Genomic DNA, 19,497 nt, shown 5'->3' with positions numbered 1-19,497 from the left:
ATGGAGCTCAACGCCCCGCGTCGGAGCGCTCCCTGCTTCTGAAGGAAGCCATTAGGTCCGCTCGGGCTTGATCGGAGGCTTGGCTGATGGACGTCGTGGTTGCTTCGCTCAGTTGCCGCCCCATGGCGCGGCTTTGCGGATTATCAGTCCTCTGCCTCTTCGCCGGTCTCAACAGCGCTGTGTAATGTTCATTGTTTATGATGACGCCCCCGCTGTTCACGAGGTTGCTCCTGTCAAGTGTACTCGTCAGTCCGTCCTGGGCCTCACGCTTCTTGCCCAAGTGCCGTTCAAACGGCGCTGGCGCGACTTGTTGAGCTCGAGAGATGGGTCCCTGCTCTCCTGCGTGGCCATGAGCTTGTGCCGCGGTCTGCGCAGCGGCGTCCCCAATGGCACGAGCCTCCATGCCGACTGCGTCTTCCGGACGAGCAGCAAGGGCAATTTCGCGCCCGAGTGCGAACTTCCGGACATGAGTTAGTGCACTGATGTCAGCGGTTTTCATATAGCGCTTGGCATCTTCATCCAGCGACCGCTCGTGAAGCCGATCCGCAATCCCCGGCTTTTTGTTTTCAACCAGGCATTGACTGAAACGTCTAAGAGCAGACCCATAGACCTCAACGGTACGGGGTTTCGGCCCGGTCGGCGCTGCCTCGTACGCTTTGATGAGAGCCGCTGTGTACTCTCTGATGAGCACGGCGTCGGCAGGGTGGGGATTCAGGGCAGGGCGGCCCACCACTGGCGCTCCGCCCGCCCACGTCTTGAGACGACCCAGTGACCCAGCCACGGCCGAGGGGCCGCCACCCCAGATCTCGTACTCCTTGCGATCCCGATCCAGCGACGAATCGTGAAGCCGATCCGCAATCCCCGGCTTGTTATTTTCAACGAGCCAATGACCAAAGCCGAAAAGAATATCTACATGGCGCTTGACCGTGATCTCCCCGACCTTACCGGCATAGAGTGCTGACCTCAGCCCTTCGACAAGGGTCGCATCGTTGGAATAAAGAGGACGCTTGCAGCCGCGACCGTCGGAGACCACTATTGGAGGATCTGGCTGCACCGCCGCCGGCACGGCGGAACGAGCATGGTCACGCAACTCGAACGGTGCGGAAGGATTCAGATCACCCACTGACGAATCCGGCGCATGATGATGGCGCGCCGTTGAGTGACCCGGCTGCAGCACCGAGGCACCTAGCATCGACCCACTGCCTCCGGCGTACGGCGCCGCGGCGTGTTCTTGTCCGCTCCCTTGCATCATGGGCTGCGCCTCCCCTGGCAATGCACCCACTTGATGGGTGGGGGCCTGCATCAGCACGCGAGCGCCTGAATTGCCGATCTCGCTCAGCTGCGGCTCAGTGGCAACGTCCTGCAGACGACTGTTCGGGGTCCTTTGCCTCTTCGCTGGTCTCAACTCCGCTGTATCATGCTCACGGTTGATGAGGACCTCCTCGCTTGGTAGCTGGTTGCTCCTGTCCTGTGCAGCGATCCGCTCGTCCGGCGCGCGCTGGTCGCCGTCGCGCCAGCTCAGGGGACGAAAGGACCCTGCGGGATCCGAGGCTTGGTGATGGGGCCCAGTTGGCACGAAAGACGATGCCAGAACAGCGTCGTCTTCATTAGCTTTCCCAGGGGGGAGATACTCTGGCCAACTGTATTCCTCCTGCGGCCCGCTGCGCTGCGCAGCGGCGTCCCCCTTGCTCTCAAGACTTTGAAATTTAAATGGGTCCCCGGGAGCAACGTCTGGCGCTGACTGGCCGAGCCGCTTGATCTGCTGGTGAAACGTCCCAACGGGGCTTTCCTTAACCGCGTCTCGGGCCTGTCGGTCCATGAGTTCAAAGTTCGTAAGATTATTTGCCGTTCCGAATGTATTGTCACCCCTGAGGCGGGTTTGTAGTGCCTGCCGATTGACGACGAGGTTGTTGAGGTTCAGGTTATCTGGCTGCGATTGCAATCGCCCAACCAGCGCCCGCGTGCCGTCCACCACGTAGACTCCGCAATCCACCACATTGCTCTGCTGGGCGATGCGGGATACGCCCACGCGGGTCTCCAGGCTGGCGCCCAGATTTTCTGCGAGCTCTTTTGCAAGCGTGTCATTGCATCCGTTGTAGGAGTCATAATGATAGGCAACCGGCCGTTCCCGGTCGCTGCGATCAACGAACAGCAGCGACCAATGGGTGCCGCGCTCCGCAAGAGTCTTACCGCCATCGCTCACTGGCACGAACAGGAAGTCGGCTGTGTCGTTACCGTTCTGATGGACGATGCGCTGGAATGCGCTTAGCATGACGCTCTCGGAGCCCAAGCGCAGATGATAATTGGCTACGAGGGGATCCACGAACCGCGTCCGGGCGGCGAGATCTGGATTGTTCCCCTGCAACTCCTGCTCCAGGAGTTGGTAATCCCTCTGGATATGTTCGTCGCCTAGCCATTCCAATGCGCCGAGCACCCGCCCGTCTTTAGCTTTCCCAGGGGGCCTCTCTGGCCGACCCAATGCCTCCTGCGTCCCGCTGCGCTGCGCAGCGGCGTCCCCAATGGCACGAGCCTCCATGCCGACTGCGTCTTCCGGACGAGCAGCAAGGGCAATTTCGCGCCCGGGTGCGAACTTCCGGAGATGAGCTAGTGCACTGATCCTCCGGTTACCACCGGAGTTCACATAGCGCTTGGCATCTTCATCCAGCGACCCCTCGTGAAGCCGATCCGCAATCCCCGGCTTTTTGTTTTCATGCAGGTATTCACTGAAACGTATAAGAGTAGATCCATAGACCTGAATGGTACCGCGATTCGGCCCGGTCGCAGGCGCTTCTTTGTACTCTTTGATGAGAGCCGCTGTGTAATCTCTGATGAGCGCGGCGTCGGCAGGGTAGGGATTCCGGACAGGGCGGTCGACCACTGGCGCTCCGCCCGCCAACGTCTTGAGACGACCCAGTGCTCTAGCCACGATCGAGGGGCCACCCCTGCTCTCGTACTCCGAGGGGCCACCCCTGCTCTCGTACTCCTTGCGATCCTGATCCAGCGACGATTCGTCAAGCCGAGCAGCAAATCCCGGCCTGTTATTGTCAAAGAGCCAACGACCAAAGCCGAGAAGAGAATTTACATGGCGCTTGACCGTGCTCTCCTTGACCTTACCCGCGTAAGCTGACCTCAGCCCTTCGACAACGGTCGCATCGTTGGAATAGAGGGGACCCTTGTCGCGACCGGAGACCCCTATTGGAGGATCTGGCTGCACCGCCGCCGGCACAGAACGAGCATGGTCACGCAACTCGGACGGTGCGGGGGGATTCAGATCAACCACTGACGAATCCGGCGCATGATGATGGCGCGCCGTTGAGTGACCCGGCTGCAGCACCGAGGCACCCAGCATCGACCCACTGCCTCCGGCATACGGCGCCGCGGCGTGTTCTTGTCCGCTCCCTTGCATCATGGGCTGCGCTTCCCATGGCAATGCACCCACTTGATGGGTGGGGGCCTGCATCAGCACGCGAGCGCCTGAATTGCCGATCTCGCTCAGCTGCGGCTCAGTGGCAACGTCCTGCAGACGACTGTTCAGGGGCCTTTGCCTCTTCGCTGGTCTCAACTCCGCTGTATCATGCTCACGGTTGATGAGGACCTCCTCGCTTGATAGCTGGTTGCTCCTGTCCTGTGCAGCGATCCGCTCGTCCGGCGCGCGCTGGTCGCCGTCGCGCCAGATCAGGGGACGAAAGGACCCTGCGGGATCCGAGGCTTGGTGATGGGGCCCAGTTGGCACGAAAGACAATGGCAGAACAGCGTCGTCTTCATTAGCTTTCCCAGGGAGCTCGCGCCCGAGTTCGGACTTCCGGAGATGAGCTAGTGCACTGATCCCACCGGAGTTGTTATAGCGCTTGGCATCTTCATCCAGCGACCCCTCGTGAAGCCGAGCCGCAATCCCCGGCTTTTTGTTTTCAACCAGGTATTCACTGAAACGTCTAGGAGCAGATCCATAGGTCTGAATGGTAGCGGGATTCGGCCCGGTCGGCGCTGCCTTGTAATCTTTGATGGGAGCCGCTGTGTAATCTCTGATGAGCGCGGCGTCGGCAGGGTCGGGATTATTCAGGACAGCGGCGCGGTCCAGCACTGGCGCTCCGCCCGCCCACGTCTTGAGATGACCCACTGCTCTAGCCACGTCCGAGGAGCCACTCTTGCTCTCGTACTCCTTGAGATCCGGATCCAGCGACTCCTCGTGAAGCCGAGCAGCAAATCCCGGCCTGTTATTATCAAAGAGCCAACGACCAAAGCCGAGAAGAGAATTTACATGGCGCTTGACCGTGCTCTCCAATGCTGACCTCAGCCCTTCGACAATGGTCGCATCGTTGGAATAGAGAGGACCCTTGTCGGGACCGGAGACCACTTTTGGGCGATCTGGCTGCACCGCCGCCGGCACAGAACGAGCATGGTCACGCAACTCGGACGGTGCGGGGGGATTCAGATCAACCACTGACGAATCCGGCGCATCATGATGGCGCGCCGTTGAGTGACCCGGCTGCAGCACCGAGGCACCTAGCCTCGACCCACTGTCTCCGGCGTAGGGCGCCGCGGCGTGTTCTTGTCCGCTCCCTTGCACCATGAGTTGCGCCTCCCATGGCGATGTATCCACTTGAGGGCCGGGATCATGCACTGGTTCGTCCATTTGCTTTTGCAACCGAGCCCACCTTTCGGCCACCGCGGCCTCGCCAACCGCGGAGGGCGTCTCCTCAGCCCTGGCGAACGCTGGCCCGGCAGGCGCCGCCGGCACAGAACGAGCATGGTCACGCAACTCGAACGGTGCGGGGGGATTCAGATCAACCACTGACGAATCGCGCGCCGTTGAGTGACCCGGCTGCAGCACCGAGGCACCCAGCATCGACCCACTGCCTCCGGCGTAGGGCGCCGCGGCGTGTTCTTGTCCGCTCCCTTGCGTCATGAGTTGCGCCTCCCATGGCGATCGTAGAAGGTCCGCGTGCGGAATCGAGTCGAAATATCCCGACAAATCAGCGTCGACCTTCTGCTTTTGCAACCGAGCCCACCTTTCGGCCACCGCGGCCTCGCCAACCGCGGAGGGCGTCTCCCCAGCCCTGGCGAACGCTGGCCCGGCAGGCGCCGCCGGCACAGAACGAGCATGGTCACGCAACTCGAACGGTGCGGGGGGATTCAGATCAACCACTGAGGAATCCGGCGCATGATGATGGCGCGCCGTTGAGTGACCCGGCTGCAGCACCGAGGCACCCAGCATCGACCCACTGCCTCCGGCGTAGGGCGCCGCGGCGTGTTCTTGTCCGCTCCCTTGCACCATGAGTTGCGCCTCCCATGGCGATGTATCCACCCGAGGGCCGGGATCATGCACTGGTTCGTCCATTTGCTTTTGCAACCGAGCCCACCTTTCGGCCACCGCGGCCTCGCCAACCGCGGAGGGCGTCTCCTCAGCCCTGGCGAACGCTGGCCCGGCAGGCGCCGCCGGCACAGAACGAGCATGGTCACGCAAATCGGACGGTGCGAGGGGATTCAGATCAACCACTGACGAATCCGGCGCATCATGATGGCGCGCCCTTGAGTGACCCGGCTGCAGCACCGAGGCACCCAGCATCGACCCACTGCCTCCGGTATGCGGTGCCAGGTGCTCGTCCCCCAGCATCATGGGCTGCGCCTCCCATGGCAATGCACCCACTTGATGGGTGGGGGCCTGCATCAGCACGCGAGCGCCTGAATTGCCGATCTCGCTCAGCTGCTTAGCTTTCCCAGGGAGCTTCTCTGGCCGACCCAATGCCTTCTGCGGCCCGCTGTGCTGCGCAGCGGCGTCCTCAATGGCACGAGCCTCCATGCCGACTGCGTCTTCCGGACGAGCAGCAAGGGCAATTTCGCGCCCGAGTGCGGCGTACGGCGGGAACTTCCGGAGATGAGCTAGTGCACTGATCCACCGGTTACCACTGGAGTCCAAATAACGCCTGGCATCTTCATCCAGCGACCCCTCGTAAAGCCGAGCCGCAATCCCCGGCCTGTTGTTTTCATGCAGGTATTGACTGAAACGTCTAAGAGTAGCCGCATAGTCCTGAGTGGTTTTGGGATTCGGCCCGGTCGCAGGCTCTGCCTCGTACTTTTTGATGAGAGCCGCTTTGTAATCTCTGATGAGCTCGGCGTCGACAGGGTCGGGATTCAGGGCAGCGCGGCCCACCATTGGCGCTCCGCCCGCCGACTCTTTGAGACGACCCAGTGCTCTAGCCACGTTCGAGGAGCCACTCTCGCGCTGGTACTCCTTGAGATCCTGATCCAGCAACGGATCGTCAAGCCGAGCAGCAAATCCCGGCTTGTTATTATCAAAGAGCCAACGACCAAAGCCGAGAAGAGAATTTACATGGTCCGTGACCGTGCGCTCCCCGACCTTACCGGCATAGAGTGCTGACCGCAGCCCTTCGACAACGGTCGCATCGTTGGAATAAAGTGGACGCTTGTCGCGACCGGAGACCACTACTGGAGGATCTGGCTGCACCGCCGCCGGCATAGAACGAGCATGGTCACGCAACTCGAACGGTGCGGGGGGATTCAGATCAACCACTGACGAATCCGGCGCATGATGATGGCGTGTTTCCCCGGGAACAACGTCCCGTACGAACACCGAGTCTGGGTTGCCTTGGTCCGGCGCGACTGGAGCCAGGGCTCTGTCGTGCAACGCTCGCGCTGACTGGCCGAGCCGCTTGATCCGCTGGTGAAACGTCCCAACGGGGCTTTCCTTAACCGCGTCTCGCGCCTGTCGGTCCATGAGTTCAAAGTTCGTGAGATAATTTGCCGTTCCAGATGTATCGTCACCCATGAGTCGGGTTTGTAGTGCCTGCCGATTGACGACGAGGTTGTTGAGGTTCAGGTCTGGCTGGTCTGGCTGCCATCTTTGCAATCGCCCAACCAGCGCCCGCGTGCCGTCCACCACGTAGACTCCGCAATCCCACTCGTTGCTCTGCTGGGCGATGCGGGGTAAGTCCACGCGGGTCTCCAGGCTGGCGCCCAGCCTTTCTGCGAGGTGTTTTGCAAGCTTGTCATGCCATCCGCTGACGGAGTCATAATGATAGGCAACCGGCCGTTCCCGGTCGCTGCGATCAACGAACAGCAGCGACCAATGTTTGCCGCGCTCCGCAAGAGTCTTACCGCCATCGCTCACTGGCACGAACAGGAAGTCGGCTGTGTCGTTACCGTTCTGATTATGGACGATGCGCTGGAATGCGCTTAGCTTGTCGCTCTCGGAGCCCAAGCGCAGATGATAATTGGCTACGAGGGGATCCACGAACCGCGTCCGGGCGGCGAGTTCTGGATTGTTCCCCTGCAACTCCTGCTCCAGGAGCTGGTAATCCCTCTGGATATGTTCGTCGCCTAGCAATTGCCATGCGCCGAGCACCCGCCCGCTGGGGTCGCCGAAAACACCAAAAAACCCTTCGACCGCAGGGGACATCCCCTCAGGAAAGAGCTCTGGCGAGGCGGAATTCCCCGCCCGCAAGCTGGGCGGAGCGAATTCCGGTGGCCTCAGTGGCACCTCCTCGCTTGGTAGCAGGTTGCTCCTGTCCTGTGCAGCGATCCGCTCGTCCGGCGCGCGCTGGTCGCCGTCGCGCCAGATCAGGGGACGAAAGGACTCTGCGGGATCCGAGGCTTGGTGATGGTGCCCAGTTGGTACGAAAGACGATGGCAGAACAGCGGCGTCTTCATTAGCTTCCCCAGGGAGCTTCTCTGGCCGACCCAATGCCTTCTGCGGCCCGCTGTGCTGCGCAGCGGCGTCCCCAATGGCACGAGCCTCCATGCCGACTGCGTCTTCCGGACGAGCAGCAAGGGCAATTTCGCGCCCGAGTGCGGCGGACGGCAGGAACTTCCGGAGATGAGCTAGTGCAATGATCCTCCGGTCACCACTGGAGTCCTTATAGCGCTTGGCATCTTCATCCAGCGACTCCTCGTGAAGCCGAGCCGCAATCCCCGGCTTGTTGTTTTCAACCAGGTATTCACTGAAACGTCTAAGAGTAGCTCCATAGTCGTGAATGGTTTGGCGATTCGGCCCGGTCGCAGGCGCTCCCTTGTACTCTTTGATGAGAGCCGCCTTGTACTCTTTGATGAGCACGGCGTCGGCAGGGTCGGGATTCAGGACAGCGCGGCCCACCATTGGCACTCCGCCCGCCGACTCTCTGAGACGACGCAGTGCCACAGCCACAGTCGAGGAGCCACCACTGCTCTCGTACTCCTTGAGATCTTCATCCAGCGACTCCTCGTGAAGCCGAGCAGCAAATCCCGGCTTGTTATTTTTAAAGAGCCAACGACCAAAGCCGTAAAGAGAATTTACATGGCGCTTGACCGTGTCCTCCTTGGCCTTACCCGCGTAGAGTGACCTCAGCCCTTCGACAACGGTCGCATCGTTGGAATAAAGAGGACGCTTGCAGCCGCGACCGTCGGAGACCACTATTGGAGGATCTGGCTGCACCGCCGCCGGCACGGCGGAACGAGCATGGTCACGCAACTCGAACGGTGCGGAAGGATTCAGATCACCCACTGACGAATCCGGCGCATGATGATGGCGCGCCGTTGAGTGACCCGGCTGCAGCACCGAGGCACCTAGCATCGACCCACTGCCTCCGGCGTACGGCGCCGCGGCGTGTTCTTGTCCGCTCCCTTGCATCATGGGCTGCGCTTCCCATGGGGCCGCGCCTTCGATGAGGCTCAGGTCTCCCTGAGACGGATGAGGATGGAACGGGTCTGGCAGAGCCGGAACGCCGGGGGCGGGAATTTGGGGAGCGGCTTGGCGCGCCTCGCCCGAGCGCTGCTCAAAGCCCTCTTGCCCGGCCTGTGCCGCTTGCTCTTGAGATGCCGGGGGCTGCACCTGCCGCCAACCTGTTACATTGGATAGGTCAAATTTGTGCCGGTTCACGCTAGCCTCACGTCCACAGATCAGCTGAGCAACCTACTCGGGCATACTTACGAGAAGCTGACGAGGTCCGCGGTCCCGGAGCGGGTAGGCCTAATTTTCTGCGCGCCGATTGCGCTGGCGCGACGTAGCCCGGCCTTTTGCCAGCTGCAGCTACGGCTCGCAAAGAGCGTCGTAAGGCTTGCGGAGCCGCCCCTCAGCTCCCGTCGAGGAGCAATCCACAATTCACATATTTGGAGATGGCTCGCTGGTTTACCGGTCTGCGAGCCCTGCAAGCCCATGCTTCAGATGCCGCCCGTGCAGAGGTATTTCATTTCGAGGTAGTCCTCGAGGCAATGGCGGGAACCCTGCGTCAGCGGGAGCGTCAGCTACATAGTCGATAACACGCGCTTTTTACCTCGGTCTCGGCTCGCAACGATGGATTGCTAACGGCGAACTCATGCTGGTCGGCAAGGCGATACTGGCTGGAGCATCAACTCGGCCGACGAGAGTGGCCACACCATCCTAGACAGGATCGGCCGATATGCCCGGCATCGCCGCTCTGCAAAAAGCACAGCGGGCATCCAGACGTTGCCGGGTTGACTATGGGTGCCCGAACCGCGAAAAGAGGCCGCTCTTTATGAGTGGCGTGCGCTGGCAGTCTAACCCCAAGCCCCCCGCCCGGGCTGCCGGCGCGCTTCTAGGAACATCGAGGTAGATGACGAGACTCCGAACTACATTTCCAAAGCTATCGGTGGATTCACATTTCAAGCCCAATCGATTTCCTACAGCCAGGCGCGAACGTTCGATTGGAACATTCAGAATTCACATCAAGGTGCACCGCTATTGCGTCCCGACCAGGTTCGGCTGCTTGATGACGACTACGAGATTGTTCTCATCAAAGGTCCGCCACCATTAAAATTGAGGAAGGTGCGATATTTTTCGATCGCATTCTGAAACGCATCTTTGAAAGCCAGACAGGCGCCCTCCCGGAGCCGGCGCCCTTGACGGGAGCAGAGGAGGCGCTCTCCGCAGAATCTCAACTCGATGACCCGCTGTGTGAATTGGCGCAGGACTTTGACGATACAGTTTGATGTGAGGCTAGTATGAACCCGCGAAATAGTAATCCATCCCGTGTAACAGCTTTGTCGCAGGTGCAGGACGCCGGCTTGGAAGACGGGCAAGCGGTCCAGGCCCGGCGAGTGGGCTTTGAGCAGCACGTGTCCGAGGCGCTCCGGCCGCTGTTCGATGGTCGAGCTGACGAGCCGCCTACCGGTCCAGAGGAGCTTCTGCGACTGGAAAAGGGGTTTCGCGAGGTGCTTCAGCGAGGGCAGGATCATCAAGCCGCCTCGTCTTTTTTCAGCGATCCAAGGATGCCCGCTGGACGGGATGACCCCAAGGGAAGCGTGTCGGACGCTTTCGCAGCAGCCGGCTCTAGGCACGCCGGAGTTGAGGCCGCCGCCCCGCCAGTGTTAGCTGCCAGCCAACAGCAGATCCGGCCCTCGCCAGTTGCGTTTGACCGACCGGTATCATCCTCGGCTGCTGCAGGCGTGCGCTTGTATGCCCCTTCGATGATCTCTCGGAAGACCAGTTCCGAAAACTGCGATCAGTTGCCCGCCTTGTGCTGCCGCCTCGCCGTCGAGGTCGAAACGCCCGCGAATCAATGGAAGGTCAGCGGGCCATCGGGGCAGAGTGCAACGGCGTCTACACCGCCTATTTGAGGGGAGAGGTACACTTGGCTTTCCTGTTCCAGCAGCATCCGGCCGCACACCGACGCGATGGGGAGCTAGAATTCAAATCGGACCTTCGCAAGGCACGCACCGCGGATCAAACGCCGTTCGTTTGGGAAAAATGGCTCAGTACCGACAAAGCTTCTGTAATGGCCCTAGTGGCCTCGGTTGCGCTCTTGGTCGCGATACAGTGGCAAGACCCCCAGATCAACGAGGCGGTCCTAAGCGAACTGCGGACGATTCAGATCAACTACGCATTGCTCCAGCGAGACGTCGCCCGCGCCGACATGGTATTGGACTTCCGTTCCGTTGCTTCTACCGGGCAAGCATTAAAAAGGAACCTCCAAAACTACCAACGCCTTGTTGAGATTTCGCCCAATGAGAGCTCCGGGGTGCACTCCAGGTTGGTTGCACAGCTCAAAAATTCCCTCGAAAACACAGAAGCTGCCATCTCGGCCTCGGCCGCGCAAAATGAGCTTCTGCAAAGCTCTCTCGTACGCTTTGCTCGCTCGGCTAATCGCCTTCGGGGGGGAGTGTCGAACAGGCCTGAATTTTCCAATCTGATCCTTCAATTTTCGGCCAGACCGGGATTCAGCCTCGCATTACAAATCGATCAGTCTCTCCGCCGACTTCCTCCTAGCCAGGACCAAGTCACGGAGGATGTTGCCCGCGAGGGCCGCGCTATCCTGTCCTCAATGTTGAGGTTGGACCGCGCTGTCAATCGGATCCCATCCTTCGACACGTTCGCCAAGGCCGCTGAATTGGAGCGAGAACATCTGAAAGCCTACAGCTTCGCCAGCGCGCAAGCGCAGCGTACACGACTTTTCTTTGGCTTGGTGTCCATATGCCTCTGCTTGTTTGCGACCATTCGAGCCTCCACGCTGCATGTGCGGACGAACCGGTTGGAAAGGCGGTTAGAGCTTGAAGCGGCGATGAGTGAGATCGAAGCTTGTTTCATCGACAGTCAAGCAACGAAGGCTTCGCGGCGCTTCTCCACCGAAGCAGCGCTTAGACTCATTCAATGCGTTTTCGATGCGGATCAATGCGCGCTTGCTCTGGTGGATCCGAGTATCAGCAGGAATACCGAGTACTTTGTCGCGAACAAGCGCATGCGCGTCTGGAACGCCACGCTAATCCATGAAGTCGTCTCACTTGTACACCCGGAACAGCCCGTGTTTCGCGTCGTTCCGGCGTCGGAAGTGGTTCGGACTGCCGTAGGCACTACCGGTGTTTGTCAAATTGTTGGTTGCAGGGCCTCCGATCAGCAGGCTGCGGTTTGTATCCTTGTTTTTGAAGGAGATCGCTCACCACCCTCCACAGACGACCTCCTGGTTCTGGCGAGCGCTACTGTGCGTTTAGGCAACCATCTTGAAATGCAACGTGTACACACGGAACGTAACCTTTTGAGAGTCGATGGGAGCATGCGGAAAGGCTGACGGCTGTCGGCACAATCGCAAGCGGCGTTACACATGAATTCAATAATGTTCTAGGAGCAATAGTCGGCTACGCAGAGATGGCTAAAGGTCTTGTGCGCCGCCCCTCGAGAATTCGGGGCCACATCGGCCAAATTATCTTAGCCAGCAACCGAGCCAAACTGATTATTGATCAAATTTTGTCACTAAGCCGAAATCGGAAGCGCGTGACGATGCCTTTCGACGTCTCGGAGAGTGTAATGGATCTCGCGCCATTGCTGCGGGTTACACTTCGTGCGGATGTTGAGTTGAACTTCAAGATCAACGAGTGGCAAACGGTGATCGAGGGCAGCCCGACCGAGATACAGCAGATCCTTATGAATCTATGCAAGAACGCGTCGGAGGCTCTCTTGAATGAGGGCCGTGTCGAGATTAGCGTTTCTCGCGCTCACGTCTGTCAAACGAAGCCCGTGGCTAAGGGCACCTTGAAACCGGGAGATTACGTTCTCCTCTCCATCAGCGACGATGGCCAAGGAATCGCAAGTTCGGTGCTTCCGCATATCTTTGAGCCCTTTTTTACCACGCGCTCTCGCGTCGGCGGGACCGGACTGGGTCTTGCTGCAGTGGACCGCCATGTGAGCGCGCTCGCAGGATGCCTTGACGTCACCTCGGCTGTTGGCCGAGGTACACGCTTCGATCTCTACTTACCGGCCTGCGCTGAGGAGCAGGTCAGAGCTGATAGCGCTTTCGGCCCATGCGATGGATCACTTGGCAACGGAGAAATCATTGCAGTCGTTGACCCCGATCCAGCAGCGTTGGAGATCTACAAGGATAAGATCGCCGCGCTGGGTTATAGGCCGGTCGGCTTCGCGACCTCCGAGAGTCTTTGCGACTGGATCGAGAGCGGGAAGGCAGCCGACCTCCTAATTTTCGATAAAGCGACTTTCCTCGGGCCAGGACAGCCCGAAGCCGTACGTACCACCCTGATGACGGTGCCCATCATCGTCGTTGGTGGAAGCGACCCCATGCCGATCACATCTGGTAATCAGACCTTCGTCCTTTGGCTAGCCAAACCGGTCTCGTCCAGGACGATGGAGCATGCAATTCGTAGGATGATAATGGCATGATGCCGCCGACGCGCTCAGGATACCGAGCTACCGAGGCAGTCGGAGGCGGAGCCGGCTGGGATCCAGCAAATACAAGAGCGTCGGACGATCTCTGCGCACCCGGCTCATGGCGAGTTCCTCTCGAACACTGTCGTGGGCTTCCGCCCAAGGAAGGGTTCCCCGACCACGGCAAACCTGCCGCCGTGCTCGTGACCGTCAAGGACAAGTCGCCGCGCGATGGGGTCTGCGGGCCTCCATCCTTGACAAGTCACTGCGCGCTGGCGGCGACAGGCGACGGGTAATATAAGGTCGGGACGAGGAGATGGACGCCAATCGGTCACGCAAGATGGTTGACGAAATGACTCGAGAGCAAAGCTCGACAATCATCGCCCCATTCACGCCAGACTTCTCCTGTGCGTTCATCATCGGCTACGGCTCCTCGCTGCCCCGACAAGGCTATCGCCGCCCCTTGGAAACTGCCGAGTATCTGACCAATTTCCAGTAGAACCGATTTCACGGCCGCGGTGGTGCGGTCGTCGTAGTCGGCGGCCGATTGCGGATCGGGGGTACTACTGGAGCCATTGCAATTTCTCCTGCCGCAAATGGTCAGCGGCCTCCTGTCCCCTCTCCCCGGATATCACCAAATCAAGGTAAGTTTGAACAGGACTTATGCAAACGACGCCGGGCGCCGGCTCGATTGTATCAAGCAGTGGCCCTTCATCCTTCAGGATCGAGATCACAACGTTTTCACCCTTCGCCGCCGACGACAGCTTGAGGGCATGTCGCCGAGCGATCCCGCCGGACCTCGCGATTGGAGTGTATCGTTCATCATCTTGGGCTGGCGCTCGGCGGCCGGCCGGCGGCCAGTTTTGCGAAGCGGCTGATGGTCCCGGTCAATAATGACACGCTGCTGCGGGTGGTGCGGCGACGGGCCTGTTTGCAAACAGATCCTCTCAAAGTTGTCGGCATTGATGATTGGGCCTTCCGTCGCGGCCATCGTTACGGCACGATCGTCTGTGATCTGGAGCGGCGGCGGATCGTGACACTGTTGCCTGATCGTGAGGTTGCCACCGTCGAGGCCTGGCTCGCCGACCATCCTCAGATCGAAACCGTCTCGCGCGACCGCGGCGGCGGTTACGGTGAAGCGACTGCGAAGGCGTTGCACGAAGCGGTTCAGGTCGCCGACCGCTGGCATCTCATGAAGAATGCGAGTGCGGCTTTCCTCGACGCCGTCCGCGATGCCGACAATCCGAACTGCGATCGGCGCTACGACGGTCCATCCCGATCTGCTCACCTACGCGGAGAAGCGGCAATACGAAGGCTATCTGCGGCGCGAGGAGACAAATGCGGCAATCATGAAACTTGCCAGCGAAGACATCCCCATCAAGGAGATCGTGCGTCGCACCGGCCACAGCCGTAAGCTGGTCCGTCAGGTGGTCCGTGGCCAGCGGACCGATATTTTCCGCGCCCGCCAGAGTTCACTCGAAGCCTGGCTGCCCTTGCTGGAAGGGCAATGGAAATCTGGTTGCCACAATGCAAGCGAGCTTTGGCGACGGCTGAAGACAAAGGGCTTTCGGGGACGTCTGGGTGTCGTCAGCGAATGGGCAAGGCGACGACGACGCGCCGAACAGGCATCCGATCAGCAACTCCACAAGGTGCCATCAGCCAGAACGATCGCACGGTTAATGACGACGGCGCGCGATCAACTGAACAAAACCGACACTATGATGATCGCTGTCATCGAGGCGGGTGTGCCCATGCTGGTGGAAGCACGCAATCTGATCGCTGGTTTCCATTCCATGATCCGCAAGAAAGTCGCCCATGAGCTCGAGCCGTGGATCGCCGACGCCAGCAAAAGCCTCATTGCGTCTTTCCCCAATGGCATCATTCGCGACCGTGCTGCCGTCCGCGCCGCGATCACCGAGCCATGGTCCAACGGGCAGACGGAAGGACAGATCACCAAGGTCAAGCTTGTAAAACGGCAGATGTACGGCCGACCTCCTCCAAGCACGTTTGATCGGTGCTGCCTGAAAGAAAATATCATCGAGAGTGCGTCAGACCCCTTATTCCACGCCGAAACACAATCAATCACTTCGCGAAAATGCTCGGAGAGGACCCCGAACTCCTGGAGGCGATCGTCTGTAACGGCGACAATCTGTGCTACGGCAGTCTCATCAGCGTTTACGACGGCACGGGCGCCCATGCGACCAATGACTGGAAACGATTTCCTCGAAGACTTCGTCTCAGAGCCAGACATCATCGCACGCATCAAAGCGAAATCTCCGCGGTAACAATCGGGCGCTTACACAAGACCACACTGCCGCAAGCTGCTCAGCGTGTTCCAGATGCTGTTCCGGACAGGCCGGTTCTCTCGGCAGAATGCTTGGCCGAAATATATCCTCCATGCAGGCAGAGCTCACCTACCCGCACTGGCCCCTACCAGTGTCGGGTTTGTCGAATCCGCGACACGGTGACGTCTGGCTGGCGTGCCGCCGCGCTCTCAGTGAAGCCATTGAATAACATCCAGAACAGTTTTCTGGGTCGCTTCCTGTGCAGTTGGCACGACTCTTGATGTTGGTTGTACGGCGGCAAAAGCCGCTAAATGGCAGACTGGTTCATCTTATTTGATCTCTAGGAAAGGAGATAGCAATGAAGGTCGATCTGTCAGATTATGGTGTGACTGAATTGGCTCCAGAAGACGCATCCACAATTTCGGGCGGGTGGGCTTTTTTTGGGGCGATAGCTTTCGCGGTGGCGGGGTTAATTGGCGTTGTGGCTGCGACTATACTGGTAGCGGCGAGGCACTGGTAGAGACACGGTTAGAACATTAGTGTGCAAGCTAAATACCCTTTCTCCTGAAATTGCCAGCTACACTGCAGAGAGCATTCTCTCCCGACGATCAGGACGATCTTTGATCATCTATCGGCTGATTTTGCTCTCTGTGGTTGCGACGTTGGTGTCGCTGCCACTCATCACCATAGCGATCTCGGTCCAAAGTGCCGGTATCATTCGCCCCACCCTCGAGAAGACGCCCCTGGTCGCACCCGTCTCCGGACGCATCTCCCGTATCCTTGCCGTTGAGAACGATCTGGTTGCCCAGGGGCAGGAGATTCTCGCCCTTGATGATGAGGTGGTTGAGGAAAAGCTCAGGGCGTATAAAGGCGATATTCGCGCTAAGAGTGATCTTGCCCGTGACCTCGAAACCCTGATCTCCTCCGGCACGAAGGCCAAGGACCCGATCCTCCTCCTGACCGAGTCCGCCAAGGCGGAGCGGGCGCATTTTCTCAACCTGCTGCGGGAGAACCAATATGCCAGCACTAATGCCGCGGCGGAACTCGACCGCGCTAAGCGACTGCTCTCCGCTGCTGCGACGCCCGCAAAGGCCGTTGACGAGAAGGCTTTCGCCCTCCAGAACATTGAGGTTCAGGGGGAGATCCTTGCCCGGCGCAAATCCGCCGAATGGAACCAGCAGCTCTTCGACCTTACCCTGCGCCTCAAGGAACTCACGGCCGCCGTGCATCAGCTCGAGAAGGAACGGGATCTCACCCACATTCGGGCCTCCGTGTCAGGCGCACTCGAGCAATTCACCGGCCTGACCCCCGGCAGCTACATCCAGGCCGGGCAAACCGTTGCTTGGGTTTCGCCGGACGACGAACTGGTGGCGGAAATCTACGTCTCCCCCAAAGACATCGGCTTCGTGCGGGAGGGCCAGTCGGTGCGGCTCCAAGTGGATGCCTTCAACTACAATCAATGGGGTCTCATCGATGCGACAGTGCTCGGCGTAGCGCAGGACTTCACCCTCCACGACATGAGCCCGGTCTTCAAGATCCGCTGCGCACTCTCTCGCACCCATCTCGCACTCAAGAACGGGGTCATCGGTCATCTGAAGAAGGGCATGACCGTGCGGGCCCGCTTCCTCGTGGCAGAACGCACTCTTCTGCAACTCCTCTACAATGAGGCCGACGATTGGCTCAATCCCCTCCTGGCGGGCCACTAATCCTTCCCTATCCAAACAGCCAGCGAGCCGCCATGTCGAGCAAGGTTATCAAGTTCAAGCAGCACGACATCACCGATTGTGGAGCTGCCAGTCTTGCTTCTGTCGCAGCCTTCTATGGTCACAAGCTGCCATTGTCGCGCATCCGCCAGTATGCCTCGACCGACCGCTCCGGCACTACCGTACTGGGCCTCACGGAAGCGGCCCGGAAGCTGGGCTTTGTCGCCAAGGGAGTGAAGGGTGGCTTCGACAGCCTGTACAAGATCCCCAAGCCCGCTATCGCGCACGTCGTCGTCAAGGGCGTCCTTCACCACTTCGTCGTCATCCAGGCGATCGACACGAGGTGGGTCACCGTCATGGACCCAGCCTATGGCGAAATCCGCAAGCTGCCGCACGAGGAATTCAAGACGCAATGGACTGGCGTCCTGGTGCTCCTGGTTCCGGCAGCCACCTTCAAGCGCCGCGACGAGACCATTACGCCGCTTGCCCGGTTCGCGCGTCTGCTTGCGCCACAAAAGGCGGTGATGGCCCAGGCTCTCGCCGGGGCGCTCGTGACGACGGTACTCGGGCTCTCGACGGCAATCTACGTCCAGAAGATCGTCGATCATGTGATCACAGCGGGCAACCGCAACCTGCTCAACCTGATGAGCCTCGTCATGCTGGTGATCCTGGTGGCGCAGATCCTGATCAATCTCCTCGGGAACCGGCTTATCCTGCAAACGGGGCAGAAGATCGATGTCCACTTGATCCTCGGCTACTACAAGCACATCCTAAACCTGCCCCAGAAGTTCTTCGACAGCATGCGCATGGGCGAAATCATCGCCCGGATGAACGACGCCGTGAAGATCAGGAGCTTCCTGAACGACGTCTCGATCAGCATATTCGTTGACGTGCTAATGATTCTATTTTCGTTCGGGCTGATGTGCATCTACTCGTGGAAGATCGCCTTGGTCGTGGCCGTCTCCATTCCGCTGTATCTCTTGGTCTATTGGACCATCAACCGGCTGAATAGGAAGCACCAGCGCGCGATTATGGAGGATGCCGCAAACCTGGAGGCGGAGCTGGTGGAATCCCTCGGAGCTGTCTCCACAATCAAGACCTCCGGCGTGGAGAGTTTCGCCAACTTCAAGATGGAGATCCGTTTCATCAAGATGCTGCACTCCGTCTACAGTTCCGGTCTCATCTCGATCTTCGGGGATAATGCCTCGACTTTCCTCTCGACCCTATTCACCATCGTTCTGATGTGGTTCGGAACGACGCTTGCCCTGGATCAAACCGTCACGCCCGGCGAGTTACTGTCCTGTTATACGTTACTCGGCTATGTCATCCGGCCGGTCGCCAATCTGATCCAGACTAATCGGATCGTTCAGGATGGCTTCATCGCAGCGGATCGCCTGTTTGAGATCTTCGACCTGGAGCAGGAGACAAGCGGCGGCGGCATCGATGCCACAAAGTCCGACCTTGGTGATATTCGCCTGGAGAACGTCACGTTCCGCCATGGTTCGCAGCCGGAGCTTTTCCACGATCTCAGCGTCATCTTCCGCCGGGGCGAGATGACGGCCGTGGTGGGGGAAAGCGGCTCGGGCAAGAGCACCCTTGCGGCGCTGCTGCAGAATGTCTACCCGCTTGAGGGCGGACGCATCCGGATCGGTCCCTTTGCCCTCCAGGATCTCTCAACGGTGTCCGTGCGCAAGGCTATCGCTGCTGTGCCGCAATCGGTCGATGTGTTCTCGGGCTCGGTGATCGGGAACATCGCCCTTGGCGAGTTCGAGCCGGACATCGAGAAGATCCTGCACATCTGCGATCAAATAGGGCTACGAGAGCTGATCGAGCGCTGGCCCGGCGGTCTCCAGACCTATTTGGGCGAGAATGGTGTACGCCTCTCCGGCGGCGAGAAGCAGCAGCTTGCGTTGGCTCGGGCTCTGTACCGGGATCCGGAGATCCTGATCCTCGACGAAGCGACCTCCTCTCTCGACTCGATAGCCGAGGGGTTTGTCCTGCGAATCATTGAAGATCTTCGTCGGGCCGGTAAGACCATAATCGTCATCGCTCATCGACTCAGCACCATTCGTAGGGCCGACAAGATCGTGGTCTTCGACAAGGGACAGCTTATTGAGGAGGGGAGGCATGCTGATCTGCTGGCAACTGAAGGTGCTTACGCACGCTTATGGCGGGCGCAAACCGGATCCAGCTAACCACGACGGTGCCGTAGCGCATCGATCACCGCCACCCATCGATCGAACTGCCCGGCGGTCAGGAGCACAAATTTGCGCTTGCCGCGCTTTGTGATCTCGACAGACCCTCGGTATGCCGCCTCGACCACCTCGTCGGATTTGTTGCCGAGGTCGGTTAGAGCATAATCTGACCTGATGGGATCGCGAGGGATTCCCATCGGGGAGAATATCTG

The 19,497-nt window shown here is 59.6% G+C and carries 7 protein-coding genes and 4 pseudogenes; 9 read left to right on the top strand and 2 right to left on the bottom strand.

Features of this window, described 5'->3' with window-relative positions:
• Positions 1–7: 7 nt before the first annotated feature.
• Complete coding sequence (locus NLY37_RS29085; protein WP_286441036.1) at positions 8–8,872, bottom strand: Ulp1 family isopeptidase; 8,865 nt, start codon at positions 8,870–8,872, stop codon at positions 8–10.
• Positions 8,873–9,565: 693 nt separating this feature from the next.
• On the opposite strand from NLY37_RS29085, the pseudogene NLY37_RS29080 reads away from it, so the two are divergent.
• The 9 genes and pseudogenes from NLY37_RS29080 to NLY37_RS29050 form a co-directional block, all read left to right on the top strand.
• A pseudogene (locus NLY37_RS29080) lies at positions 9,566–9,942 on the top strand (type IV secretory system conjugative DNA transfer family protein); the annotation flags it as partial.
• Positions 9,943–10,583: 641 nt separating this feature from the next.
• Positions 10,584–12,014, top strand: coding sequence for a DAHL domain-containing protein (locus NLY37_RS29075; RefSeq protein WP_286441034.1), 1,431 nt, complete (start codon positions 10,584–10,586; stop codon positions 12,012–12,014).
• Positions 12,011–12,148 (top strand): annotated as a pseudogene (locus NLY37_RS30870) (hypothetical protein); the annotation flags it as partial. The gene NLY37_RS29075 and the pseudogene NLY37_RS30870, both read left to right, overlap by 4 nt.
• A gap of 102 nt (positions 12,149–12,250) precedes the next feature.
• Complete coding sequence (locus NLY37_RS29070) at positions 12,251–13,117, top strand: ATP-binding protein (protein ID WP_286441031.1); 867 nt, start codon at positions 12,251–12,253, stop codon at positions 13,115–13,117.
• A gap of 301 nt (positions 13,118–13,418) precedes the next feature.
• A complete protein-coding gene (locus tag NLY37_RS29065) occupies positions 13,419–13,601 on the top strand; it encodes a hypothetical protein (protein WP_156933999.1) in 183 nt (60 codons plus the stop codon).
• A 279-nt stretch (positions 13,602–13,880) separates the two neighbouring features.
• A pseudogene (locus NLY37_RS29060) lies at positions 13,881–15,127 on the top strand (ISL3 family transposase); the annotation flags it as partial.
• A gap of 70 nt (positions 15,128–15,197) precedes the next feature.
• Positions 15,198–15,387 (top strand): annotated as a pseudogene (locus tag NLY37_RS30990) (hypothetical protein).
• Positions 15,388–16,007: 620 nt separating this feature from the next.
• The gene (locus NLY37_RS29055) at positions 16,008–17,093 is read left to right on the top strand and encodes an HlyD family secretion protein (RefSeq protein WP_023743482.1); all 1,086 of its coding nucleotides are present in this window, start codon (positions 16,008–16,010) and stop codon (positions 17,091–17,093) included.
• Positions 17,094–17,125: 32 nt separating this feature from the next.
• Complete coding sequence (locus tag NLY37_RS29050) at positions 17,126–19,285, top strand: peptidase domain-containing ABC transporter (protein ID WP_023743481.1); 2,160 nt, start codon at positions 17,126–17,128, stop codon at positions 19,283–19,285.
• Here NLY37_RS29050 and NLY37_RS29045 read toward each other — a convergent pair.
• The gene (locus NLY37_RS29045; RefSeq protein WP_050588484.1) at positions 19,282–19,482 is read right to left on the bottom strand and encodes a type II toxin-antitoxin system prevent-host-death family antitoxin; all 201 of its coding nucleotides are present in this window, start codon (positions 19,480–19,482) and stop codon (positions 19,282–19,284) included. The genes NLY37_RS29050 and NLY37_RS29045 overlap by 4 nt on opposite strands.
• Between the last annotated feature and the right edge of the window lie 15 nt (positions 19,483–19,497).

This window comes from Mesorhizobium sp. C395A (assembly GCF_030323205.1).
Taxonomy (GTDB): Bacteria; Pseudomonadota; Alphaproteobacteria; order Rhizobiales; family Rhizobiaceae; genus Mesorhizobium.
This window is presented reverse-complemented; position numbering and strand designations above follow the sequence as displayed.